Annotated in this window: 15 protein-coding genes; 5 read left to right on the top strand and 10 right to left on the bottom strand. The window is 46.9% G+C overall.

The window, feature by feature from the left end; all coding sequences use genetic code 11:
- Positions 1-112: 112 nt before the first annotated feature.
- Positions 113-1,009: a diacylglycerol/lipid kinase family protein gene (locus PQG66_RS14820; RefSeq protein ID WP_272038499.1), complete on the bottom strand. Its 897-nt coding sequence runs from the start codon at positions 1,007-1,009 to the stop codon at positions 113-115.
- Between the two features lie 290 nt (positions 1,010-1,299).
- Here PQG66_RS14820 and PQG66_RS14815 point away from each other — a divergent pair, with 290 nt between their 5' ends.
- On the top strand, positions 1,300-1,872 hold the full coding sequence (locus PQG66_RS14815; RefSeq protein WP_272038498.1) for a hypothetical protein: 573 nt from the start codon (positions 1,300-1,302) through the stop codon (positions 1,870-1,872).
- Positions 1,873-2,112: 240 nt separating this feature from the next.
- Here PQG66_RS14815 and PQG66_RS14810 read toward each other — a convergent pair whose 3' ends face one another.
- The 4 genes from PQG66_RS14810 to uxaC form a co-directional block, all read right to left on the bottom strand.
- Positions 2,113-3,996: an ABC transporter ATP-binding protein gene (locus PQG66_RS14810; RefSeq protein WP_272038497.1), complete on the bottom strand. Its 1,884-nt coding sequence runs from the start codon at positions 3,994-3,996 to the stop codon at positions 2,113-2,115.
- The gene (locus PQG66_RS14805) at positions 3,993-5,720 is read right to left on the bottom strand and encodes an ABC transporter ATP-binding protein (RefSeq protein WP_272038496.1); all 1,728 of its coding nucleotides are present in this window, start codon (positions 5,718-5,720) and stop codon (positions 3,993-3,995) included. Before PQG66_RS14805 ends, PQG66_RS14810 begins: the two co-directional genes overlap by 4 nt.
- Positions 5,717-6,322, bottom strand: coding sequence for a MarR family winged helix-turn-helix transcriptional regulator (locus PQG66_RS14800; RefSeq protein WP_272038495.1), 606 nt, complete (start codon positions 6,320-6,322; stop codon positions 5,717-5,719). Before PQG66_RS14800 ends, PQG66_RS14805 begins: the two co-directional genes overlap by 4 nt.
- A gap of 309 nt (positions 6,323-6,631) precedes the next feature.
- Positions 6,632-8,071, bottom strand: coding sequence for a glucuronate isomerase (gene uxaC / locus PQG66_RS14795; RefSeq protein ID WP_272038494.1), 1,440 nt, complete (start codon positions 8,069-8,071; stop codon positions 6,632-6,634).
- 195 nt (positions 8,072-8,266) lie between these two features.
- On the opposite strand from uxaC, the gene PQG66_RS14790 reads away from it, so the two are divergent.
- Positions 8,267-9,019, top strand: coding sequence for an MBL fold metallo-hydrolase (locus PQG66_RS14790; RefSeq protein WP_272038493.1), 753 nt, complete (start codon positions 8,267-8,269; stop codon positions 9,017-9,019).
- A 249-nt stretch (positions 9,020-9,268) separates the two neighbouring features.
- Here PQG66_RS14790 and PQG66_RS14785 read toward each other — a convergent pair whose 3' ends face one another.
- Together PQG66_RS14785 and PQG66_RS14780 are read right to left on the bottom strand one after the other, a co-directional pair.
- The gene (locus PQG66_RS14785; RefSeq protein ID WP_272038492.1) at positions 9,269-10,768 is read right to left on the bottom strand and encodes an alpha-amylase; all 1,500 of its coding nucleotides are present in this window, start codon (positions 10,766-10,768) and stop codon (positions 9,269-9,271) included.
- Positions 10,769-10,953: 185 nt separating this feature from the next.
- Positions 10,954-13,266 (bottom strand): helicase C-terminal domain-containing protein, encoded by a 2,313-nt coding sequence (locus PQG66_RS14780; RefSeq protein WP_272038491.1) that lies wholly within the window; start codon positions 13,264-13,266, stop codon positions 10,954-10,956.
- 169 nt (positions 13,267-13,435) lie between these two features.
- On the opposite strand from PQG66_RS14780, the gene PQG66_RS14775 reads away from it, so the two are divergent.
- The 3 genes from PQG66_RS14775 (at position 13,436) to PQG66_RS14765 (ending at position 14,600) form a co-directional block, all read left to right on the top strand.
- Positions 13,436-13,648, top strand: coding sequence for a helix-turn-helix transcriptional regulator (locus tag PQG66_RS14775; protein ID WP_272038490.1), 213 nt, complete (start codon positions 13,436-13,438; stop codon positions 13,646-13,648).
- Entirely contained in the window at positions 13,638-13,952 is a 315-nt protein-coding gene (locus PQG66_RS14770; RefSeq protein WP_272038489.1) for a hypothetical protein, read from the top strand. Before PQG66_RS14775 ends, PQG66_RS14770 begins: the two co-directional genes overlap by 11 nt.
- Before the next feature lie 150 nt (positions 13,953-14,102).
- On the top strand, positions 14,103-14,600 hold the full coding sequence (locus PQG66_RS14765; protein WP_272038488.1) for an antibiotic biosynthesis monooxygenase family protein: 498 nt from the start codon (positions 14,103-14,105) through the stop codon (positions 14,598-14,600).
- A 134-nt stretch (positions 14,601-14,734) separates the two neighbouring features.
- Here the strand turns inward: PQG66_RS14765 and PQG66_RS14760 are convergent, their stop codons facing one another.
- The 3 genes from PQG66_RS14760 to cidR form a co-directional block, all read right to left on the bottom strand.
- Positions 14,735-15,388 carry a hypothetical protein gene (locus PQG66_RS14760; RefSeq protein WP_272038487.1) on the bottom strand — a complete coding sequence of 218 codons (654 nt, stop codon included), beginning with the start codon at positions 15,386-15,388 and terminating at the stop codon, positions 14,735-14,737.
- A gap of 316 nt (positions 15,389-15,704) precedes the next feature.
- Entirely contained in the window at positions 15,705-16,436 is a 732-nt protein-coding gene (locus PQG66_RS14755; protein WP_272038486.1) for a hypothetical protein, read from the bottom strand.
- Between the two features lie 219 nt (positions 16,437-16,655).
- Positions 16,656-17,546, bottom strand: coding sequence for a cidABC operon transcriptional activator CidR (gene cidR, locus PQG66_RS14750; RefSeq protein WP_272038485.1), 891 nt, complete (start codon positions 17,544-17,546; stop codon positions 16,656-16,658).
- Between the last annotated feature and the right edge of the window lie 29 nt (positions 17,547-17,575).

Below are 17,575 nucleotides of genomic sequence, written 5' to 3'. Positions count from 1 at the left end.
GCGCGAGGTTGTGAAGCTGCACCCGAATGACTCCTTGTCTGAAAAACCATAGCATGTCTACCTCGGAATAATGGCTATCTAATTTGCGTACAAAAAACAAAACTGGGGGAGGTTACTCCTTCGCTCCGGTCAGAAAATGCAGATGACCCGCCAGCACCGATAGCTCGGCGGGTGTCTTCATGTACAACTCGCCATCAGTATCGGCTGGCATCGGTACATCGGTTTTAATGTTCAGTGTAGAGGCCTTGAAATAGGAAATACTCTCATTCCGAGGTTGCCACTCCCCCTCCGGCTTATGTGAAAGTACTTCTCGCAACAGCGGAATGCCTGTCTCATGGATAATGAGCACATCCAACTGGCCGTCCTGCAACGCATCTGGAGCAAAGGGCAATGCATTCGTACCCAGAAAGCGTCCATTGGCTGCATAGATCATCACTGCCTCGCCTTTCTTCCACTCTCCATCGATCTCAAGCTCATAACGGAAAGGCTCCGAACGACTAATCGTCTGAAGCGTGCTGATGAAGTAACTGACTTTGCCGAGCGCACCTTTCAAGTTCTCATTAATATTCTGGGATGTATCACTGATTAGACCTATACCGAAAAAGTTCGTAAATACCCGATCACCTGCTCGTCCCACGTCCACGGGTATAACCCGTCCTTCCAGCAGCTCCTGTGCGGCGGCTTCCACATCTGGTGAAATGCCGAGTGAACGCGCAAAATCATTACATGTACCGCCTGGAAGCACGCCAATCTGTGGAGGGTTGTGCAGGGATGCTAGCCCGTTTACACACTCATGCACTGTACCGTCGCCGCCCAAAATAAATACCACATCAAATTCTTCCCCACGTTCTCGGCACAGCCTTTCTCCTTCACCCGGTTCATCCGTCCGAACCACCACCAATTCGTGAATAGCTGGAGCCAACACGCCTGTAACCAGACCTACTGTGTTTTCGCGTTTCGCTTTCCCTGCATGAAGATGATGAATTAACAAGGCTTTATTCCATTTCATGCTGCTCTTCCTCCATTCCAATGCTTGCTTCCCTTTACCCAAAAAAGGCAAAATTATAAACAAATGCAACAGCTCGAAACCATCTACATGATTCTTGCGTCATATCAGATATCTGTATGCTGTATAAACAATACTTAGGCAATGCCTGATCCGCCTTAATTCGTGCATGCATGAGAAAAAAGGTTCCTCCGCAACCTATAGGTTATTAGGCAAAAATTTTGCGGGAGCAACCCATTCAACTCGCCACAAAACGGTTATATGTAGACTATACAGGAATGGAGGAATTCCCTATGATTCCAGCTACAATGGAGCAATTAGAACAAGTGCGCAAGGAATGCCGTGCTATGGTTAATAAACGAGCCACCGCTTCAGCTGGCACCACACTCGTGCCAGTTCCCGGTACGGATGTCGTAGCTGATGTGGGCATGCTGATGCAGCTGTTACCTGCCATTAACAATAAATTCGGATTATCTCAACAACAGCTCAGTGGCATGGACCCTGAAACAAAGTCCATGATATATGGATTTATCATGTCCATTGGCAGTAAAATCATTGGTCGCATGATCACCAAGGAACTGGTCGTGCAAGTGCTCAGACGGGTAGGTATGCGTGTAGCGACCAAATCCGTTGCCAAGTTTGTACCCTTTGCCGGCCAAGGTCTTGCGGCAGTGCTCAGCTTCACGGCCATGCGCTATGTGGGCAACAAACACATCGACGACTGTTATGAAGTAGCTAGACGGATGATTGAACAGCGCGAAGGCCTGCCCGGCGAACCATCAACGTCTTCACTGGAAGATGATACTCGTCATGATCTTGAGGAAAAGCATCAGGACCATCATGACAGCAGTAACGGCAAGAATTAACCTATGGATATCAAGGGGTAAACAGCACTTTGGCCCATAGAAAGTGCCGGGCCATAGCCGGAATATAATAAAACGGGACGAAGCAGTGCAATGACTGTTTCGTCCCGTTTGTTTTGAACCCTTACATTAGCGGTGCGTGGAGCACCTTGGTGAGGGCTCTATTTTTCTAAAGGCTCAAGCTTTAGACGTTCCTCGCTCCTGTATGTTAAATAGCCTTAACAACCAATCCAATCCGTCCCGTTAGATCGCCTGCGGCTGCTGTTCCGTGAACTGGCTGTTGTACAGATCAGCATAGAAGCCCTGCTTCGCCATCAGCTCCTCATGGTTGCCCTGCTCAATCACGTTACCGTGATCCATAACCAGGATCAGATCGGCGCCGCGAATGGTGGACAGACGGTGGGCAATGACAAAACTCGTACGGTTCTGCATCAGCTCATTCATTGCTTTCTGGATGAAGACCTCGGTACGTGTGTCCACGCTGCTGGTCGCTTCATCCAGAATCAGGATTGACGGATTCGCCAGAATCGCTCTCGCAATCGTCAGCAGTTGTTTCTGGCCTTGTGAGATGTTGGATGCCTCTTCGTTCAGTATCGTATCGTAACCGTCCGGCAGTGTGCGAATGAAATGGTCGGCATGGGCAGCCACAGCCGCTTTGACCACTTCTTCTTCCGTTGCGCCTTCCCGTCCGTAGGCAATGTTATCCCGAATTGTACCGTTAAACAGCCACGTATCCTGAAGCACCATACCAAACATACTGCGCAGATTGCTGCGAGACATATTTTTGATGTCAATGCCATCGATCGTAATTCGGCCACTCTGCAGCTCGTAGAAACGCATGAGCAGATTGATCAGCGTTGTTTTACCAGCGCCTGTTGGTCCCACGATCGCTACCGTTTGCCCCGGTGCAACATCAATATTCATATTATGAATGAGCAGTTCATTTTCTTTATAACCAAAGTCCACTGCTTCAAAAGCTACAGCACCTGTCGGGTAACGTAAAGTTGCAGGTTGTTTGGACTCCGGAACTTCCTCCTCTTCATCCAGCAGTTCGAATACACGCTCTGCCGATGCAATGGTGGATTGAATAATATTCGAGATGTTCGCAATCTGGTTAATCGGTTGAGTGAACTGACGCGAATATTGCGTGAAGGCCAGAATGTCCCCGATGGAGATCGAGCCCCGTGTAACGAAAATCCCGCCGACTACACAGATCAGTACATACCCCAGGTTACCGACAAAGTTCATCAGCGGCATAATAATCCCGGAAATAAACTGGGCTTTCCAGCCTGATGCATACAGCTCTTCATTTACTTTTTCAAATTCCTGTACCGATTGCTCTTCACGACCAAAGGCTTTAACGACCTTATGACCGGTGTACATCTCTTCGACGTGACCATTCAATTCACCGAGCGATTTCTGCTGCCCCGCAAAATGTTTTTGCGAACGGGAGGCGACCAGCATAACCACGATAACACTCAGTGGGAGAGTCAACATCGTAATCAGCGTCATCCATGGACTGATCGTCAGCATCATAATGATGACACCAACAATGGTCACAACCGATGTAATGAACTGAGCCAAACTTTGCTGTAACGTGTTACTGATGTTATCTACGTCGTTGGTTGCCCGGCTTAATGTCTCCCCATGCGTACGGGAATCAAAATACTTCAGCGGCAAGCGTCCAACCTTGGCACTGATCTGTTCGCGCATATCATACACGACCCGCTGAGCTACGCCAGCCATCAGGTATTGCTGTACATACGCAAAAGCAGCACTGAACAGATATAATCCAAATAATAGGTACAATACTTTCATCAAGGCTGGAAAATCAATTCCGGCACCTTGTATCCCCTGCATAATAGCAATGCCACCTGCAGCAAGGATATCTGTACCTTCAGCCATGATTTTTGGGCTAATAATACCGAACACCGTACTTAAAATAGCTGCAATCAGCACACCAATCAGACGAGAGCTATGCGGCCGGAGATACTGGATCAGGCGACGCAGAGTGCCTTTGAAATCCTTCGCTTTCTCTGCAGGAGGCCGCATGCCCATTCCGCCGCCAGGATGACCCGGTCCGCGCGGAGCACTCGATACTTTGCGTTCTGCTGTACGTTCACTCATGCGATCTCCTCCTCAGTCAGCTGGGAAGATACAATCTCACGATACACTTCATTGTTCTCCAGCAGTTCTTTATGTGTTCCCGAACCGACAATTTTGCCCTCATCCATGACGAGGATGCGATCTGCATCCATAACCGTGCTGACCCGCTGAGCTACGATCAGAACAGCCGCTTCCGTCGTTTCGGTTTTGAGCGCAGCACGAAGTTTGGCATCGGTTTTAAAATCAAGGGCCGAGAAACTGTCATCGAAAATATAAATTTCTGGACGGCGAACCAGTGCACGTGCAATGGACAAACGTTGCTTTTGTCCACCGGACACGTTATTACCGCCTTGAGCAATCAGGCTGTCATACCCTTCCTTCATCTCAGAGATGAAGTTCTCGGCTTGTGCCGTGCGCGCCGCATGAATGACTTCATCCATACTCGCATCCTCTTTACCTTGCCGAATATTTTCCGCAACTGTGCCCGTGAACAAAACTGCCTTTTGCGGAACAAATCCAATTTTGGATCGCAGCTCTTCCTGCCTTAACTCCCGCACATCGGTTCCATTTACTCGCACAGTCCCTTCAGTCACATCATAGAAACGCGGAATGAGGCTGAGCAACGTTGTTTTGCCAGAACCAGTACCGCCGATAATCGCCGTCGTTTCACCGGAGCGAGCCGTGAACGAAATATCGGACAGGGCAGCATTCTCTGCACCTGGATAACGGAAAGTAACTTGATCGAACTCAATCGTTCCCTGCATGGATTTCATCGTGCTAGGCTGTGCAGGATCAGACAGATCGGGCTGCATATCCAGCACTTCATTAATCCGTTCTGCCGATGCCGAAGCTCTTGGAACCATGACAAAAATCATGGTCACCATAATCAGCGAGAACATGATCTGCATCGCATATTGTACAAAGGCAATCAGGGAACCAATGTTCATATTACCGCTGTCAATACGCAGACCACCGAAGTACAGAATCGCAATCATTGAAAAGTTCATAACCAGCATCATGACAGGCATCACTGTAGCCATCAGGACGTTGACCTTAATCGACGCATCTCTTAATTCTGTATTCGCCCCATTGAAACGAACACGTTCATGCTCACCTCGGTTAAAGGAACGAACAACTCGAATTCCTGTCAGCTGTTCACGTAGAACCAGGTTAAGACGATCCAGCTTTTTCTGGATTTGCTTGAACAACGGAAACCCTTTGGAACCGATCAATGCAATGGCTCCCGCAAGAACAGGCAGCACGACCAAGAATATGGTGGACAGCTTCGCATCCTGAGATACGGCCATGAAGATCCCCCCGATACACATCATCGGCGCCATAATCATCATGCGTAGCATCATCGTTAAAACGTTCTGCACCTGTGTAATATCATTCGTTGTACGTGTGATCAATGATGCTGTACCCAGCTTATCGAATTCTTGCAGCGAGAAGTTCTCGACATGCCGAAACACCCGACTGCGCAGCTGCTTGGCAAATCCACCTGCTGTGCGTGCGGATAGATAACTTGCAATAATGGAACATGTGGTTCCACCAATCGCAATCAATAACATGAATCCGCCGATCTTCCAAATATAAGGCACATCCCCTTTGACGATACCAAAGTTCACGATATCAGCCATTAACGTAGGCAAGTACAGCTCCGCCATCGTTTGCAGGAATATGAGCGCCAAAATAAAAATAATCGGGATACGATATGGCTTAAGCATGCGAAATAATTTCATCATAGCGTATCATCTCCTCGGTCAGGTGCTGTATTGTTTTGCGCAACGGCTTTATTATCTTTTCCTATGACTTCATTAGCGTGTTCATGTCCTTCATCCTGCCCAGATATCTGTGCATCAAAGAAGGTGTACACCTTGCTGAGCAGTTCCGCTAGCTGAATACTATCCTCTTCACCCAGATGTTCAACTAACCGGTTAAAAGTAGCCATCCGTTCTTCATGAGCCGCACGGATAATTGCACGACCTGCATCCGTAATCGTAATTCGCACAGCTCGCCGATCCTCCGGATCCATTTTACGCTCAACGAGGCCTTCGTCTTCCAAACCGCGAATGACAGGCGTAATTGTCGGTGATTTCACACGCATTAATGCGCTAATCTCGGACACTTTCAATCCCGGATGTTCCTGGTTGAAATGACTCTCGAAATCAGGCGGGTTATCCTGCCAATCCATGCGCTCTCCCGGATGGGAGCCGTGAAGCAGACAGGCCAGCACCATAATTTCATTGTGATTGCGCCCATGTGGTTTATGTTGTCTCCATTTGCCTTTGTTAAACTGCATGATCGAATATAAGAGCTTCTGAGCCACCGGATCTATACCCGTCATCCTATCGTCCTCCTTCATCGGAACATTATTCCCGTTAAAAATAATCGTAGTTTGTCTATTAAATAGGGGGGTTATTTGATAGACACCCTATTTGATAGACACTCTATTTAATAGCTTATCAATTAATTAGGTTACCTAAGTATATTCTCAGTGTAAGGATATGTCAATCCTTTCATCATCACAAATACATCCAACGTACGAGAGCTTTTCACGCGAATGAACCGTAAGTCAAAAAGCTCCCAACCCCTTCGCTTGGATGAAGACCAAACAAAGGCATTGAGAGCATTTTTAAGTAAGAATGAGTGTACGTTATTTTGAAGCAGATACGCTCTGCGGTACAGCATTAAATGGAAAATAGGCCTTGGCATTGTTATACGCAATCCCTTGTACGATCTGACCAAGCAGCTCCATATCGTTCGGTGCTTCGCCTTGTTCTGCCCATTCACCAATCAGGTTGCAGAGCAGGCGGCGGAAGTATTCATGTCTCGTATACGAGAGGAAGCTTCTTGAATCGGTCAGCATGCCGACAAAACGACTAAGCAGCCCCACGTTCGCCAGTGCTTTCATCTGAGCGAGCATGCCATCCTTCGTATCATTGAACCACCATGCGGCACCAAGCTGGATTTTACCCGGAATCCCGCCGCCCTGGAAGCTGCCGATGATGGCTGCCAGCACTTCATTATCTCTTGGATTAAGGGAGTAGAGAATCGTTTTGGGTAAAGCATCCTGTTGCTCCAATGTATCCAGCAACCCGATGACAGCCGCAGATAATGGTGTATCATTCACGGCGTCATAACCGGTATCCGGGCCGAGCTGTTTGAACATCTTCGTGTTATTGTTACGCGCTGCATTGATATGGAACTGCATGACCCAGCCACGCTCCGCATACAGCTTGCCAAGGAATGTCAGTGTAACTGTCTTGTAACCATCCTCTTCCGTGCGTGACACTTTTTCGCCAGCAAGTGCTTTGGCAAATGCATCAGCAGCCTGCTCACGAGTCGCTGCCGCGTAAGGCACATAGTCCAGTGCGTGGTCAGAGACACGACCGCCTACGGAATGGAAGAACTCTACACGAGACTCCAGCGCAGCCAGGAATGAGTCGTAATCCGTAATCTCTGTCCCGGAAGCTTGTGAGAGCTTGCCTACCCATTCGATGAAGGTATCTCGGTTCAATTCAAGTCCCTTATCCGGACGGAAAGATGGCAGTACCGCAGTGTCAAAACCTTCAATCTCCTGAATCTTCAGATGATATTCCAGAGAATCGGTTGGGTCATCGGTGGTGCAGACAACGGTGACATTGGATTTGGTAATCAGATCACGCGCCCCGAAGCCTTCACCGGTTAGCTTGGCATTTACTTTTTCCCAGATTGCTGGAGCGCTTGTCTCATTAAGTACTTCATGTACATCGAAATAACGCTGTAATTCCAGATGAGACCAAGCATATAACGGGTTACCAATCATCATTGGCACCGTTTTGGCATACGCCAGGAAACGATCGTAATCCGTTACCCCTTCGCCGCCCGTCACATACTTCTCTTCAATTCCGTTCGCCCGCATCAGACGCCATTTGTAATGGTCGCCATATAACCAGGCCTCTGTCAGGTTACCAAATGTTTTGTTCTCGTAAATTTCCTGAGGACTGAGGTGGCAGTGATAATCCATAATCGGCATGTCTTTCGCATATTGCTCGTAGAGCTTGACCGCCGTTTCATTGTGAAGTAAGAACTGTTCATCCAGAAAAGATTTCATTCGCCTTGCACGCTCCCTTTAGGTGAGTTTACGTTCATTTAGGTTTACTTTCCATCTTTAACGCTACACCGTTTGATGCCAAAGTTCAATATAAAATGATAGCGTTCTCAAAAAAGGTTAATTTAGGCATACTCTCGCAAACACGGTATACTGGATTTAACGCTAGTGATACCGATTTGAAGGAGATGAACTGCGATGAAAATCACTTTTCTGGGCACAGGAGATATGTTCAGTGTAGAACAGCATCACAACAGCATGCTCGCTGAATTCGGCGATACGCATCTGGTGATTGATTTTCCAGAGTCCAATGCCAAGGCACTCAAGGAATACGGATTTGCGATGACCGGCGTTCATAATGTGTTTATCACCCATCTGCATGAAGATCATATTAACGGGGTTCAGATGCTTGGCTATTATGCGCAGATTGTCGGGGATCGTAAGCCACGTCTGTTCATTCACGAAGAGTTGGTTGATCCTCTGTGGAACATCCTTTCTCCTGGAATGCGTTACACAACGGACGGTGAGCGTACAATGAGTGATTATTATGATGTCGTTCCGCTGCCGGATGGGGCAAGCTTTGAACTGGGTGGGGTCATGTTCGAGACGTTTCGGACGCAGCACGTTCCCGGGATGGTCAGCAACGGGCTGATGGCGAAGCCTTATTTTTACTATAGTGCGGACAGCACGCTTGATCGTGAGCGAGTGGAGCAGATCGCACCTGATGTGCAACTGATCTTCCATGAATGCCACATGCATGACTTGGTGATCAAATCCCATACGTCACTGAAGGACTTGGAACAACTGCCCGCCGAAGTAAGACGGAAAACCGTGTTGATGCATTATCATGATGAGTATGCCGATGCGGGCAAACGTGCAGAGTTCAATCGAGAGCACGCAGATGATTTGCGCATGGTTGGTACGCTGGAGTCTTTTGAGCTGGATGAATAAATAGAAGAGAAGTTGGAAAGCCAGAGCGTCTGGAACTCTTATAAAAACATCAAAACCACCTGAATCAGCACATGAGAGCATGTGTCTGATTGAACTACCCCACTGATTGATACGATCAAACAAGTGTGTGCAGCTCGGTTTCAGGTGGTTCCATAATTAATAGTTATCCTCGTACAGGGACTTGTCACGTAACCATGATGTGACGGGTTCACCCTGTCATATAATTAAAACATCTCCTACGTTATGCACTTACTGCTCTGCTTCCACCGTGTCCACTGTGTCACAGTCCTCGCTCGGCTCCGGGAGTGCCCAGACAGACACACCTCCGCCGCATACGTAGAACGTAGCCCAACCATCCTCTTGGATGGTGATTGAATCTTCACAACTACCCGTCAGATCTTCCCACACTTCTCCTGCACGATGCTCCCCGATAAACATTCTCTTCTCACCGTCATCGCCGTTGGAGATGACCACTGCGCAACCAGAGCCTTCGATCTCTTCCACGCCGCGGCGCACCCAGCCAATCGTGCTCGGGTGATCGAAATAGTCTTCCTGCTCTCCATAAGCTTTGTTGCATCGAGCTGACAACAGAATGTCCAAAATCTCTTTTTTTCCCTCTACCGGTTCAGGACCACCAATCCCATAATAATCTCCGTAAAAGACCACAGGATATCCGTCACGACGCAGCAGCGTCAGTGCATATGCACTTGGTTTGAACCAATCACCAACCCAGGACTCCAATGCCTCATGAGGCTGTGAATCATGGTTGTCCACAAAGGTTACCGCATGGGTTGGATGGGTCTGAACGAGAGTGTCTTCAAAAATTTTGGAAAGATCAAAATCACGCCCTGCCAGAGAGGCCTCGTGAAACTTATAGTGAAGGGATACATCAAACAGGTCAATCTGATAATCCACCGTATCTAGAAACGTACGACAAGCATCCAGGTTTGGATTCCAGAACTCACCTACGATGTAGAAGTCTTGCCCGCGCTTGCGGATCATCTCCGCAGCAAATTCCTTGATGAACTCATGATTAATATGTTTGATTGCATCCAGTCGGAAACCACCGCATTGCAGCGTGTCGATCAACCATTTACCCCACTCGATCATCTCACGCCGCACATCCGGATGGTTATAATCTATATTGGCGAACATCAGATAGTCATAGTTCCCGAACTCATCGTCGACATTTTCATTCCAAGCTTTGTTCTCACCCGCAATGCGGAACACACCCGTACGTTCTTCCTTGGCGTCAAAATCAGTGCCGTTGAAGTGTTCAGATGTCCATTTGAAAGAGGAGTATTGATCGCCTCGTCCAGGAAATGTGAATTTGGTCCATCCTTCAATCTCAAATGGTTCGGAAATTTCTTTCGTCCGGTCATTGGGGTCCACCTCAATCACCTTAAATACTTCCTTTTCGTCTGCTCCGGCCTTGTGATTCATGACAAGATCCACGTATACGGTAATGCCACTCTTCTGACACTCCGCAATGGCATCCACGAGCTCCTGCTTGGTGCCATACTTGGTACGTACCGTACCCTTTTGGTCAAATTCGCCCAGATCGTAAAGATCGTACACGCCATAACCTGTATCATCTGCAGAGACCGCTTTAGTTACGGGAGGCACCCATACCGAGTCTATGCCTTTTGCTTTCAGTTCCGGGGCCATTTCAGCTAGTCGTTTCCAATGATTGCCGTCTGCAGCCAAATGCCATTCGAAAAACTGCATCATGGTATGATTTCTCTTCATTACAAACCGACCTCCTTGATTTGCATTCGAAGCGGACCGCGGAACGGATGGGGTATCGCCGTTGTTCGTTCGTGCTAACCAAGTTATAACCCGATTGACCTATGTTTCAATCATGAAAATGAAAGAATATTTAGAAAATTAAGAAAATATTTCAGTAAAAATGATAAATCTTGTCTTAAATCCGCTTAAATTCGCTTATAGTCCAGCCATTCTTCAGGTAACAGAGAACGATACGGTTCTTGTGTGAAACGGTCATCCACGAGTACCAGCACCCCCCGATCCTCTTCCGTTCGGATAAGTCGGCCTCCAGCCTGAAGCACCTTATTCATACCTGGAAAAACATAAGCATAGTTAAAACCGTTACGTCCCGACTTGTCAAAGTAATCCTTCAGCACGTTGTTCTCGAGGCCAATCTGTGGCAGCCCTGCACCTACAACGACAACACCGTTCAGCCGATCCCCCGGCAGATCGACCCCTTCCGAGAACACTCCGCCCATGACGGCAAAAACAAGACGTGTTCGCTCGGGATGCGGCTGGAATGCGGCCAGAAACTGCTCCCGCTCCTGCTCGTTCATACCTTGCTCCTGCATCACTGTGTCCGCATCGCTCGGAAGCTGCGCGTACACCTCATACACCTCGCGCATGTACGGATAGGATGGGAAAAAGACGAGCAGATTGCTACGCGGCCACTCGGATACCAACTGTTGTAACATCTCGGCAATCGGCCGTTTGGAACGCTCCCGGTCTTTGTAACGCACAGACAGAGGTAACAGCCGTACATCCAACTGCTCCTTATTGAATGGGGAAGGGATCTGCAACGTGTAATCCTCTTCCTCTGCCCCCAGCATATCCCGGTAATAACGAAGGGGTGACAGAGTCGCCGAGAAATGAATGGTAGAACGGAAACCTTTTGCCGTCTGACGTAGCAGCAGAGACGGGTCTAGACAGAATAACTTCACCCGCACCTCACTCCGCACACACTCTGCATAGGTAATGAAACGCTCATCATACAGTTTGGCAATTCGCACGAAATTCTGCGCTGTGAAATAGGCATCCAGCAACAGCTGATCCGTCTCAGCGTTGCCTGAACCTCCTTCGACCAGACATTGCTCTGCCACCATAATAAATGGCTCCAGCCGTTCAATCAGTTCTTCCGGTGCTTCCTGCTGAATGATCTTGCCCTCATCGCCACCGTTCTTACGAAGGGTGATCAGATACTTGTCGATAGCACCGGTATAATCCACAATGGCTTTCACACCTGGCACATGGCTGCCCAGCGTCTGGAACTCTCTTTTCACGTCGAGAAATACGGCCTTTTCCAGCTCTGCCGAGAACATCATGCGCCCGCGGTCTACCAGATTGTGTGCCTCATCCACCAATAGTACTGTCTTGCGTTTCTGCTCTTCCAGCATTCGCTTGAGCGATATGCGCGGATCAAATATATAGTTGTAGTCGCAGATCACCGCGTCAGCTGCATACGCCGCATCCAGGGAAAACTCAAACGGACAGACCCGATGTTTGCGGGCATACTGCTCTATGACAGGCCGAGTCATTAACGTTTCATGTTCCAGCATGTCCAGCACTGCACCGTTAATTCGGTCATAATACCCTTCGCACATACTGCATTGTCCCGTATCACAGGCTTCTTCGTCCTTAAAACAAATTTTGTCCTTCGCTGTCAGGCTGATAACATGCATCTTCAACCCTTCGGCCTGCATTCGGGCAAAGGCTTCCTCTGCTGCAACTCGCGTTGTTGTTCTCGCGGTCAGATAGAACAAACGGCTGGCCTCACCCTCACCGATTGCTTTCACTGTAGGGAAGAGCACAGACATCGTTTTGCCAATGCCTGTGGGTGCTTTCGCCATAAGTCCCTGTCCTTCACGAATCGTTTTGTACACTGCGCCTGCCAGCTTGCGCTGTCCCTCACGGTATTTGCGAAAAGGAAACGGCAGCTCGCGCACACTAATATCCCGCTCCGCTTCATATGCCACGATCATCTCCGCATAGGGTGCATATCCAGCAATGACTTCGGCTGCGAACTGCTCCAGCTCCTGCCGATCTTCCATACGACGAAAGCGCCGTTCCTCCCCCGTCACTGAATGCACATACGTCAGCTGAACCTGCATCCGCGGCTCATCATGCTGTGCAGCATACATATAGGCATACATCTTCGCCTGCGCCCAGTGTACGTCGAGTCCACCATCCAGCTCGTCCAGATTACCGGCTGTGGATTTGATCTCATCCACCGTTAGTTGCCCCTCCAGACGAATCAGGCCGTCACATCGCCCTTCGATAACGTATGTCAGGTCGCCATGTTGAAGTTCCGCTTCCAGCACAATCTCTTTTAAATCCTCTTCGGTATATGCCTTCTGTACCCGCTGATGAATGCGAGTCCCTTCTTGCATCGAAGCGTTCGTGCGAAATCCCGGACGTATGCTGCCACTACGATATACATACTCAACCAGCGGTCTGACAGATATCCGAACTGTTGTTGCCATGCGATCACCCGTTCTAATTGTAGTCTTTATACTTTATCACGAAATCCCCTGCGAGACACAACAGCATCTCCACATGATGTTAAATCCTATGAAGACATATTGACTTTTCCCTATCATTTATGTAAAGTTAGCTTTACGTAAAGCACACTTTACTTTAGGGAGGATATTTTTGCGAAATCTAATCCGAGATAAACGTATGCATATGAACATTACACAAGAAGAACTATCTCAACGACTTAAGGTCTCTCGGCAAACGGTGATATCGCTCGAATCTGGAAAATACAAACCGTCACTGGTGCTCGCTCACAAGCTTGCGCAAGTATTTGATTGTCAAATTGAAGAATTATTTATTTTTGAAGGAGATGAGAATATTGAGTCCTGAATTAGTGAATCGTCTCACCGGAATTGGCGGAATCGTCGGTGGTCTGCTGCTCGCGCTGGCAATCATGTTCTTAGCAAAAGGAATAGCGAGCAAGCAGCATAGCATGGATGAGAGATATCTGTACTGTTTAACCAAGGCAAAAGCTTTCTCCTGGAAGGCAACTACCATCAGTCTTGCTTTGGCATGGATTATCGCCATTGCGGTGGATGGCATTTCTCTATCCTTTTTCATTATTACTGCATTATTTGTCTTACACAACGTGTCTTATCTTGCAGCAAATCTCTACTATTCAGCTCGAAATTGAATGTCAATGTGCACAGTTCAAGCCGATTTGGAAACCCTCCTTGCCGTATGCTATGTTAGATGTTAGAACTACCCGTTAAATGATCATTCACAGCGGTTCGGTAGTCTTGATTACGCTTGAAATCTACTCTGAAAAGGAGGACGAATTATCATGTATATTTATTTGATTCCATCCCCATTGCCAGATTCCCTTACAGCTTATCCACATCTGACGCTGCGCGGACAAGATCAAGTGTGTTACGCGTTTGAAACAACGGATCGATTGCTGGACATAGAGTCGGATGAACATGTAGCTGCATACGAAGCTTTTGACGATGCCGGATCATGGACAGGCGGCGGCTTCGCCGTGTTGAACAACATTCCGGTCACTGAGGATGGGCGTAATGATTTTGAGGAACGTTTCAAGAATCGTGCCCGTAAAGTGGAAGACGAACCCGGATTCGTGGGTATTCGCGTGCTCCGTCCGCTCAAAGATGATACTTATGTGGTGCTTACACTCTGGCAATCGGAAGAACATTTCAAGGGCTGGCAGCAGTCACAAGCATACAACCACGCTCATCGCAATCGCAGCACAAGTGAGGGTCTGACTGCACAGAAACCAACCATGTTTCCTCGCCCTTCATTTTTGACAACATATACGATCGAGTAATCGCTTTTTCTTTGGTATGGACAAAGGGTGATTGCTTGCAGAGTAAGAATGCATGTCAGAGACATCAACACGTAGCAAAAAAAAAAAAGCATTTCCTGAAGGAGATGCTTTTTTTTTGCATTTTCTATAATTTTTTAAGGCTGGATTCCGTTTGCAATCTCGATTAACTGATCAAGGTTGTCCGCACCATTTGAACAAATAGTGTACATTACATCGTCTTTAATCAAGTGAACCGTTTTTCTTGTTTCACCATTTTCAATGACAGCAGTAGCGTCATTAATTTCTTGAGTAGAAACATTGTTTGGATCATACCAGGATTTTGCTAATTCCACAGTTGCTTGTTCACTCTCTAAAACATCTTCAGATTGAGAGATGAAAATCTCTTGTCCTTTAGCCAATCGATAAGTGGCATAGACCTCTTTTCCATAAATATTTTCGGATGCTTGAACTTCAACAAGCTCTACAATAGGATTATTTTTAGTTTCATTTGTAGACATGGCACCCACTACTGAAGAAGTATCCAAATTCAAAGGGATATTCACTTCACCAATATCCCCCAGCTCAAGTTTTTTACGTTGAGCAAGTTGAGCTTCCGAAGTCTCTGCTAGCGGTATTCCTTCTTCAATCGTAGGAGTAGTAACTTGCACTTCAGCTACTGAAGGCGATTCATAATTTCTGGTCTGTTGCTCGTCCAAATTTGAAGCGAATGCTTGATTATAAGCAAAGCCAGCACCACCCAGTAGAGTAACCGTAGCAAGCACTGCAACAATCTTATTCTTCTTTTTCATTATTATTGCTCCTCTTCTTTTTTCATTTCAGAAAAGAAAGTTCCGCTTATATTTCATGGTCATGGATCTAATCATACGCAGATTAAATTTGTCTAGCTAAAAGAATAACGTTGTAAGTTATGAGAAAGTTGGAAATTTTTTTAATATTTTAAGAGGGGTCCGTAAAATTTGTTGCTTTAATGACGATTTATATTCTTGATTTTATTGTCCCTAGAGGTATTAAAAAGTAAAAAAAGGCCTCTTCCTATTCGGAAAAGACCTTTGGCTTATTGCAGTACCCTCCTGTAGAAGGGCTACCCACAGTGTTGAAACTCACTTATTCAATTTCCGAACGTTTAACCGGATCTCCGTCAGCAAAAATAATTTGATCCATCTCAAACTCAACTTTGATTTTTTCCAAAGGCGTGTCCCTAAGTTCATTATCTTCGTCCATGAATTGATTTACTTCAAAACTACCCTCATAAGAAGTTGATTTTCCAGTCTTAATCGGTTGATCATATTTCACATTTAATGATTTGATATCATTATCAAACATATCCTTGAACGTAATGATTCCCTGAAATCCTTTCACGTCCTTTTCTCCAACGTTTTTCAGATCAAGGGTCATATGAACCACATCACTGAAGATCCATTTATTCGTGTCTTTCAATGTTACACTTTTTTTGATCAGGCCCACCTGGATGGACTCGTCCAACAGCTTTAATATGCTTTGTTTCTTTGCTTCAGCTTCTTCCTGTTTTCTTTTGATCTCTTCTTGTCTCTTCTTCTCTTCTTCCTCAATCTTCAGCTGTCTAAGCTTCTCATCTGCTATAATTTGACCCACCGTTTTAGAGGATAGATCCGTATTGCTACCGACTGAATATAAAACGGCTTTCCCAAAGAGATCTTTATCTTCTTGTGTGATTTCAGTACTATCTTTAATTTCCTGGACTACCGATTCTGAATATAGTTTTTCAGTTAACGGTTTACCGCAGGCTACCAACATAATCGCCATTAGGCCAATCAATAGAGACAATGTAAACCCTTTGTTTCTCGTACTTTTCTTCAATTTGACACAATCCTTTCACATTCGGAATATTTAAATTCGAGCTACATGCTTCACAGGTAAACAATATATGTAAGCAACAATGTGTATATCGGTTAAAATGGAAATTTAATTAGAAGAAACGAAGTAAACAAATCGTGAAATAAACGAAAAAGCCCATTCATCAGATCCCCTTCGATTGACGAATGAGCCTGTGCCTGAGCTTTAGGGTTTAACATAACATTATTCTCTATTTCCCAGCATCGACTGGGTGAATCCAATCCATTCTCTCGTAGCAAAAGAAAGATACCGATCCTTCCGCCAGATCATGCCAAGCTGCCATGGAATGACTGGTTCCACGACCGGAATGATCCGCACGCGCATATGATCCACCTCACGACAGATTGTCTCCGGCAGCAGGGCAACGCCCAGATTAGCCGCAACCATCGCACTTAGTAGATCCCACTGAGAACTCTCATAGACCACTCGCGGTTGGAATCCGGCTTGCTGACAAGCCGCAATAATACGATCATGAAGCGCAAAATCCTCCCGGAATAAAACAAAGGCATCTTGCTCCAGCTCATGAAGCGCAACCGATGTTTTCTCAGCAAGTGCATGGGAAGGATGGACGAGCAGATTCAGCTTTTCCTGAACAAACACAAAATGATCGAGCAGTTCATCTACCGTTGGTAGCACAGCCACACCGATATCCAGCGCACCACTGATCACATCCGCCTCTACCTTTTTGGCCCCATCCTCAAACAGCTGAATACTCACTTGAGGATAAGCCTTGTGGAACTCCCCGATAATCATAGGAAAGAAACTCGACCCCACCATCGGTGGCAGACCGATGCGTAAATGCCCTTTTTTCAGATTCATCAGATCATCCAGTTCAGACGAGAGACTGCGAAAAGATTTCTCAATCTCCTGCGCCTGCCGAAAAAAAACATGCCCCGCGTCTGTTAACTGCACCTGTTTCCCATACCGATCCAGCAACGTTACCCCCAGCTCATCTTCCAGGCTTTTCACGGTTTTACTGATCGTGGGCTGGGTGATGTACAATACCTCGGCGGCTTTGGTGAAGCTCTGCTGCCGGGCAACTTCGAGAAAATACTGCAGATGGCGAATATCCATCGTCTCTTCCACTCCTGTCCTTCTTGCTA

Origin of the sequence: Paenibacillus sp. JJ-100 (genome assembly GCF_948329825.1) — a bacterium.
Taxonomy (GTDB): Bacteria; Bacillota; Bacilli; order Paenibacillales; family Paenibacillaceae; genus Paenibacillus.
This window is presented reverse-complemented; position numbering and strand designations above follow the sequence as displayed.

What these genes read in the sequence shown, in the direction of transcription:
- PQG66_RS14820 (WP_272038499.1), bottom strand. Translation starts at nt 1,009, where the DNA reads ATGAAATGGAATAAAGCCTTGTTAATTCATCATCTTCATGCAGGGAAA.
- PQG66_RS14815 (WP_272038498.1), top strand. Translation starts at nt 1,300, where the DNA reads ATGATTCCAGCTACAATGGAGCAATTAGAACAAGTGCGCAAGGAATGC.
- PQG66_RS14810 (WP_272038497.1), bottom strand. Translation starts at nt 3,996, where the DNA reads ATGAGTGAACGTACAGCAGAACGCAAAGTATCGAGTGCTCCGCGCGGA.
- PQG66_RS14805 (WP_272038496.1), bottom strand. Translation starts at nt 5,720, where the DNA reads ATGATGAAATTATTTCGCATGCTTAAGCCATATCGTATCCCGATTATT.
- PQG66_RS14800 (WP_272038495.1), bottom strand. Translation starts at nt 6,322, where the DNA reads ATGACGGGTATAGATCCGGTGGCTCAGAAGCTCTTATATTCGATCATG.
- uxaC (WP_272038494.1), bottom strand. Translation starts at nt 8,071, where the DNA reads ATGAAATCTTTTCTGGATGAACAGTTCTTACTTCACAATGAAACGGCG.
- PQG66_RS14790 (WP_272038493.1), top strand. Translation starts at nt 8,267, where the DNA reads ATGAAAATCACTTTTCTGGGCACAGGAGATATGTTCAGTGTAGAACAG.
- PQG66_RS14785 (WP_272038492.1), bottom strand. Translation starts at nt 10,768, where the DNA reads ATGAAGAGAAATCATACCATGATGCAGTTTTTCGAATGGCATTTGGCT.
- PQG66_RS14780 (WP_272038491.1), bottom strand. Translation starts at nt 13,266, where the DNA reads ATGGCAACAACAGTTCGGATATCTGTCAGACCGCTGGTTGAGTATGTA.
- PQG66_RS14765 (WP_272038488.1), top strand. Translation starts at nt 14,103, where the DNA reads ATGTATATTTATTTGATTCCATCCCCATTGCCAGATTCCCTTACAGCT.
- PQG66_RS14760 (WP_272038487.1), bottom strand. Translation starts at nt 15,388, where the DNA reads ATGAAAAAGAAGAATAAGATTGTTGCAGTGCTTGCTACGGTTACTCTA.
- cidR (WP_272038485.1), bottom strand. Translation starts at nt 17,546, where the DNA reads ATGGATATTCGCCATCTGCAGTATTTTCTCGAAGTTGCCCGGCAGCAG.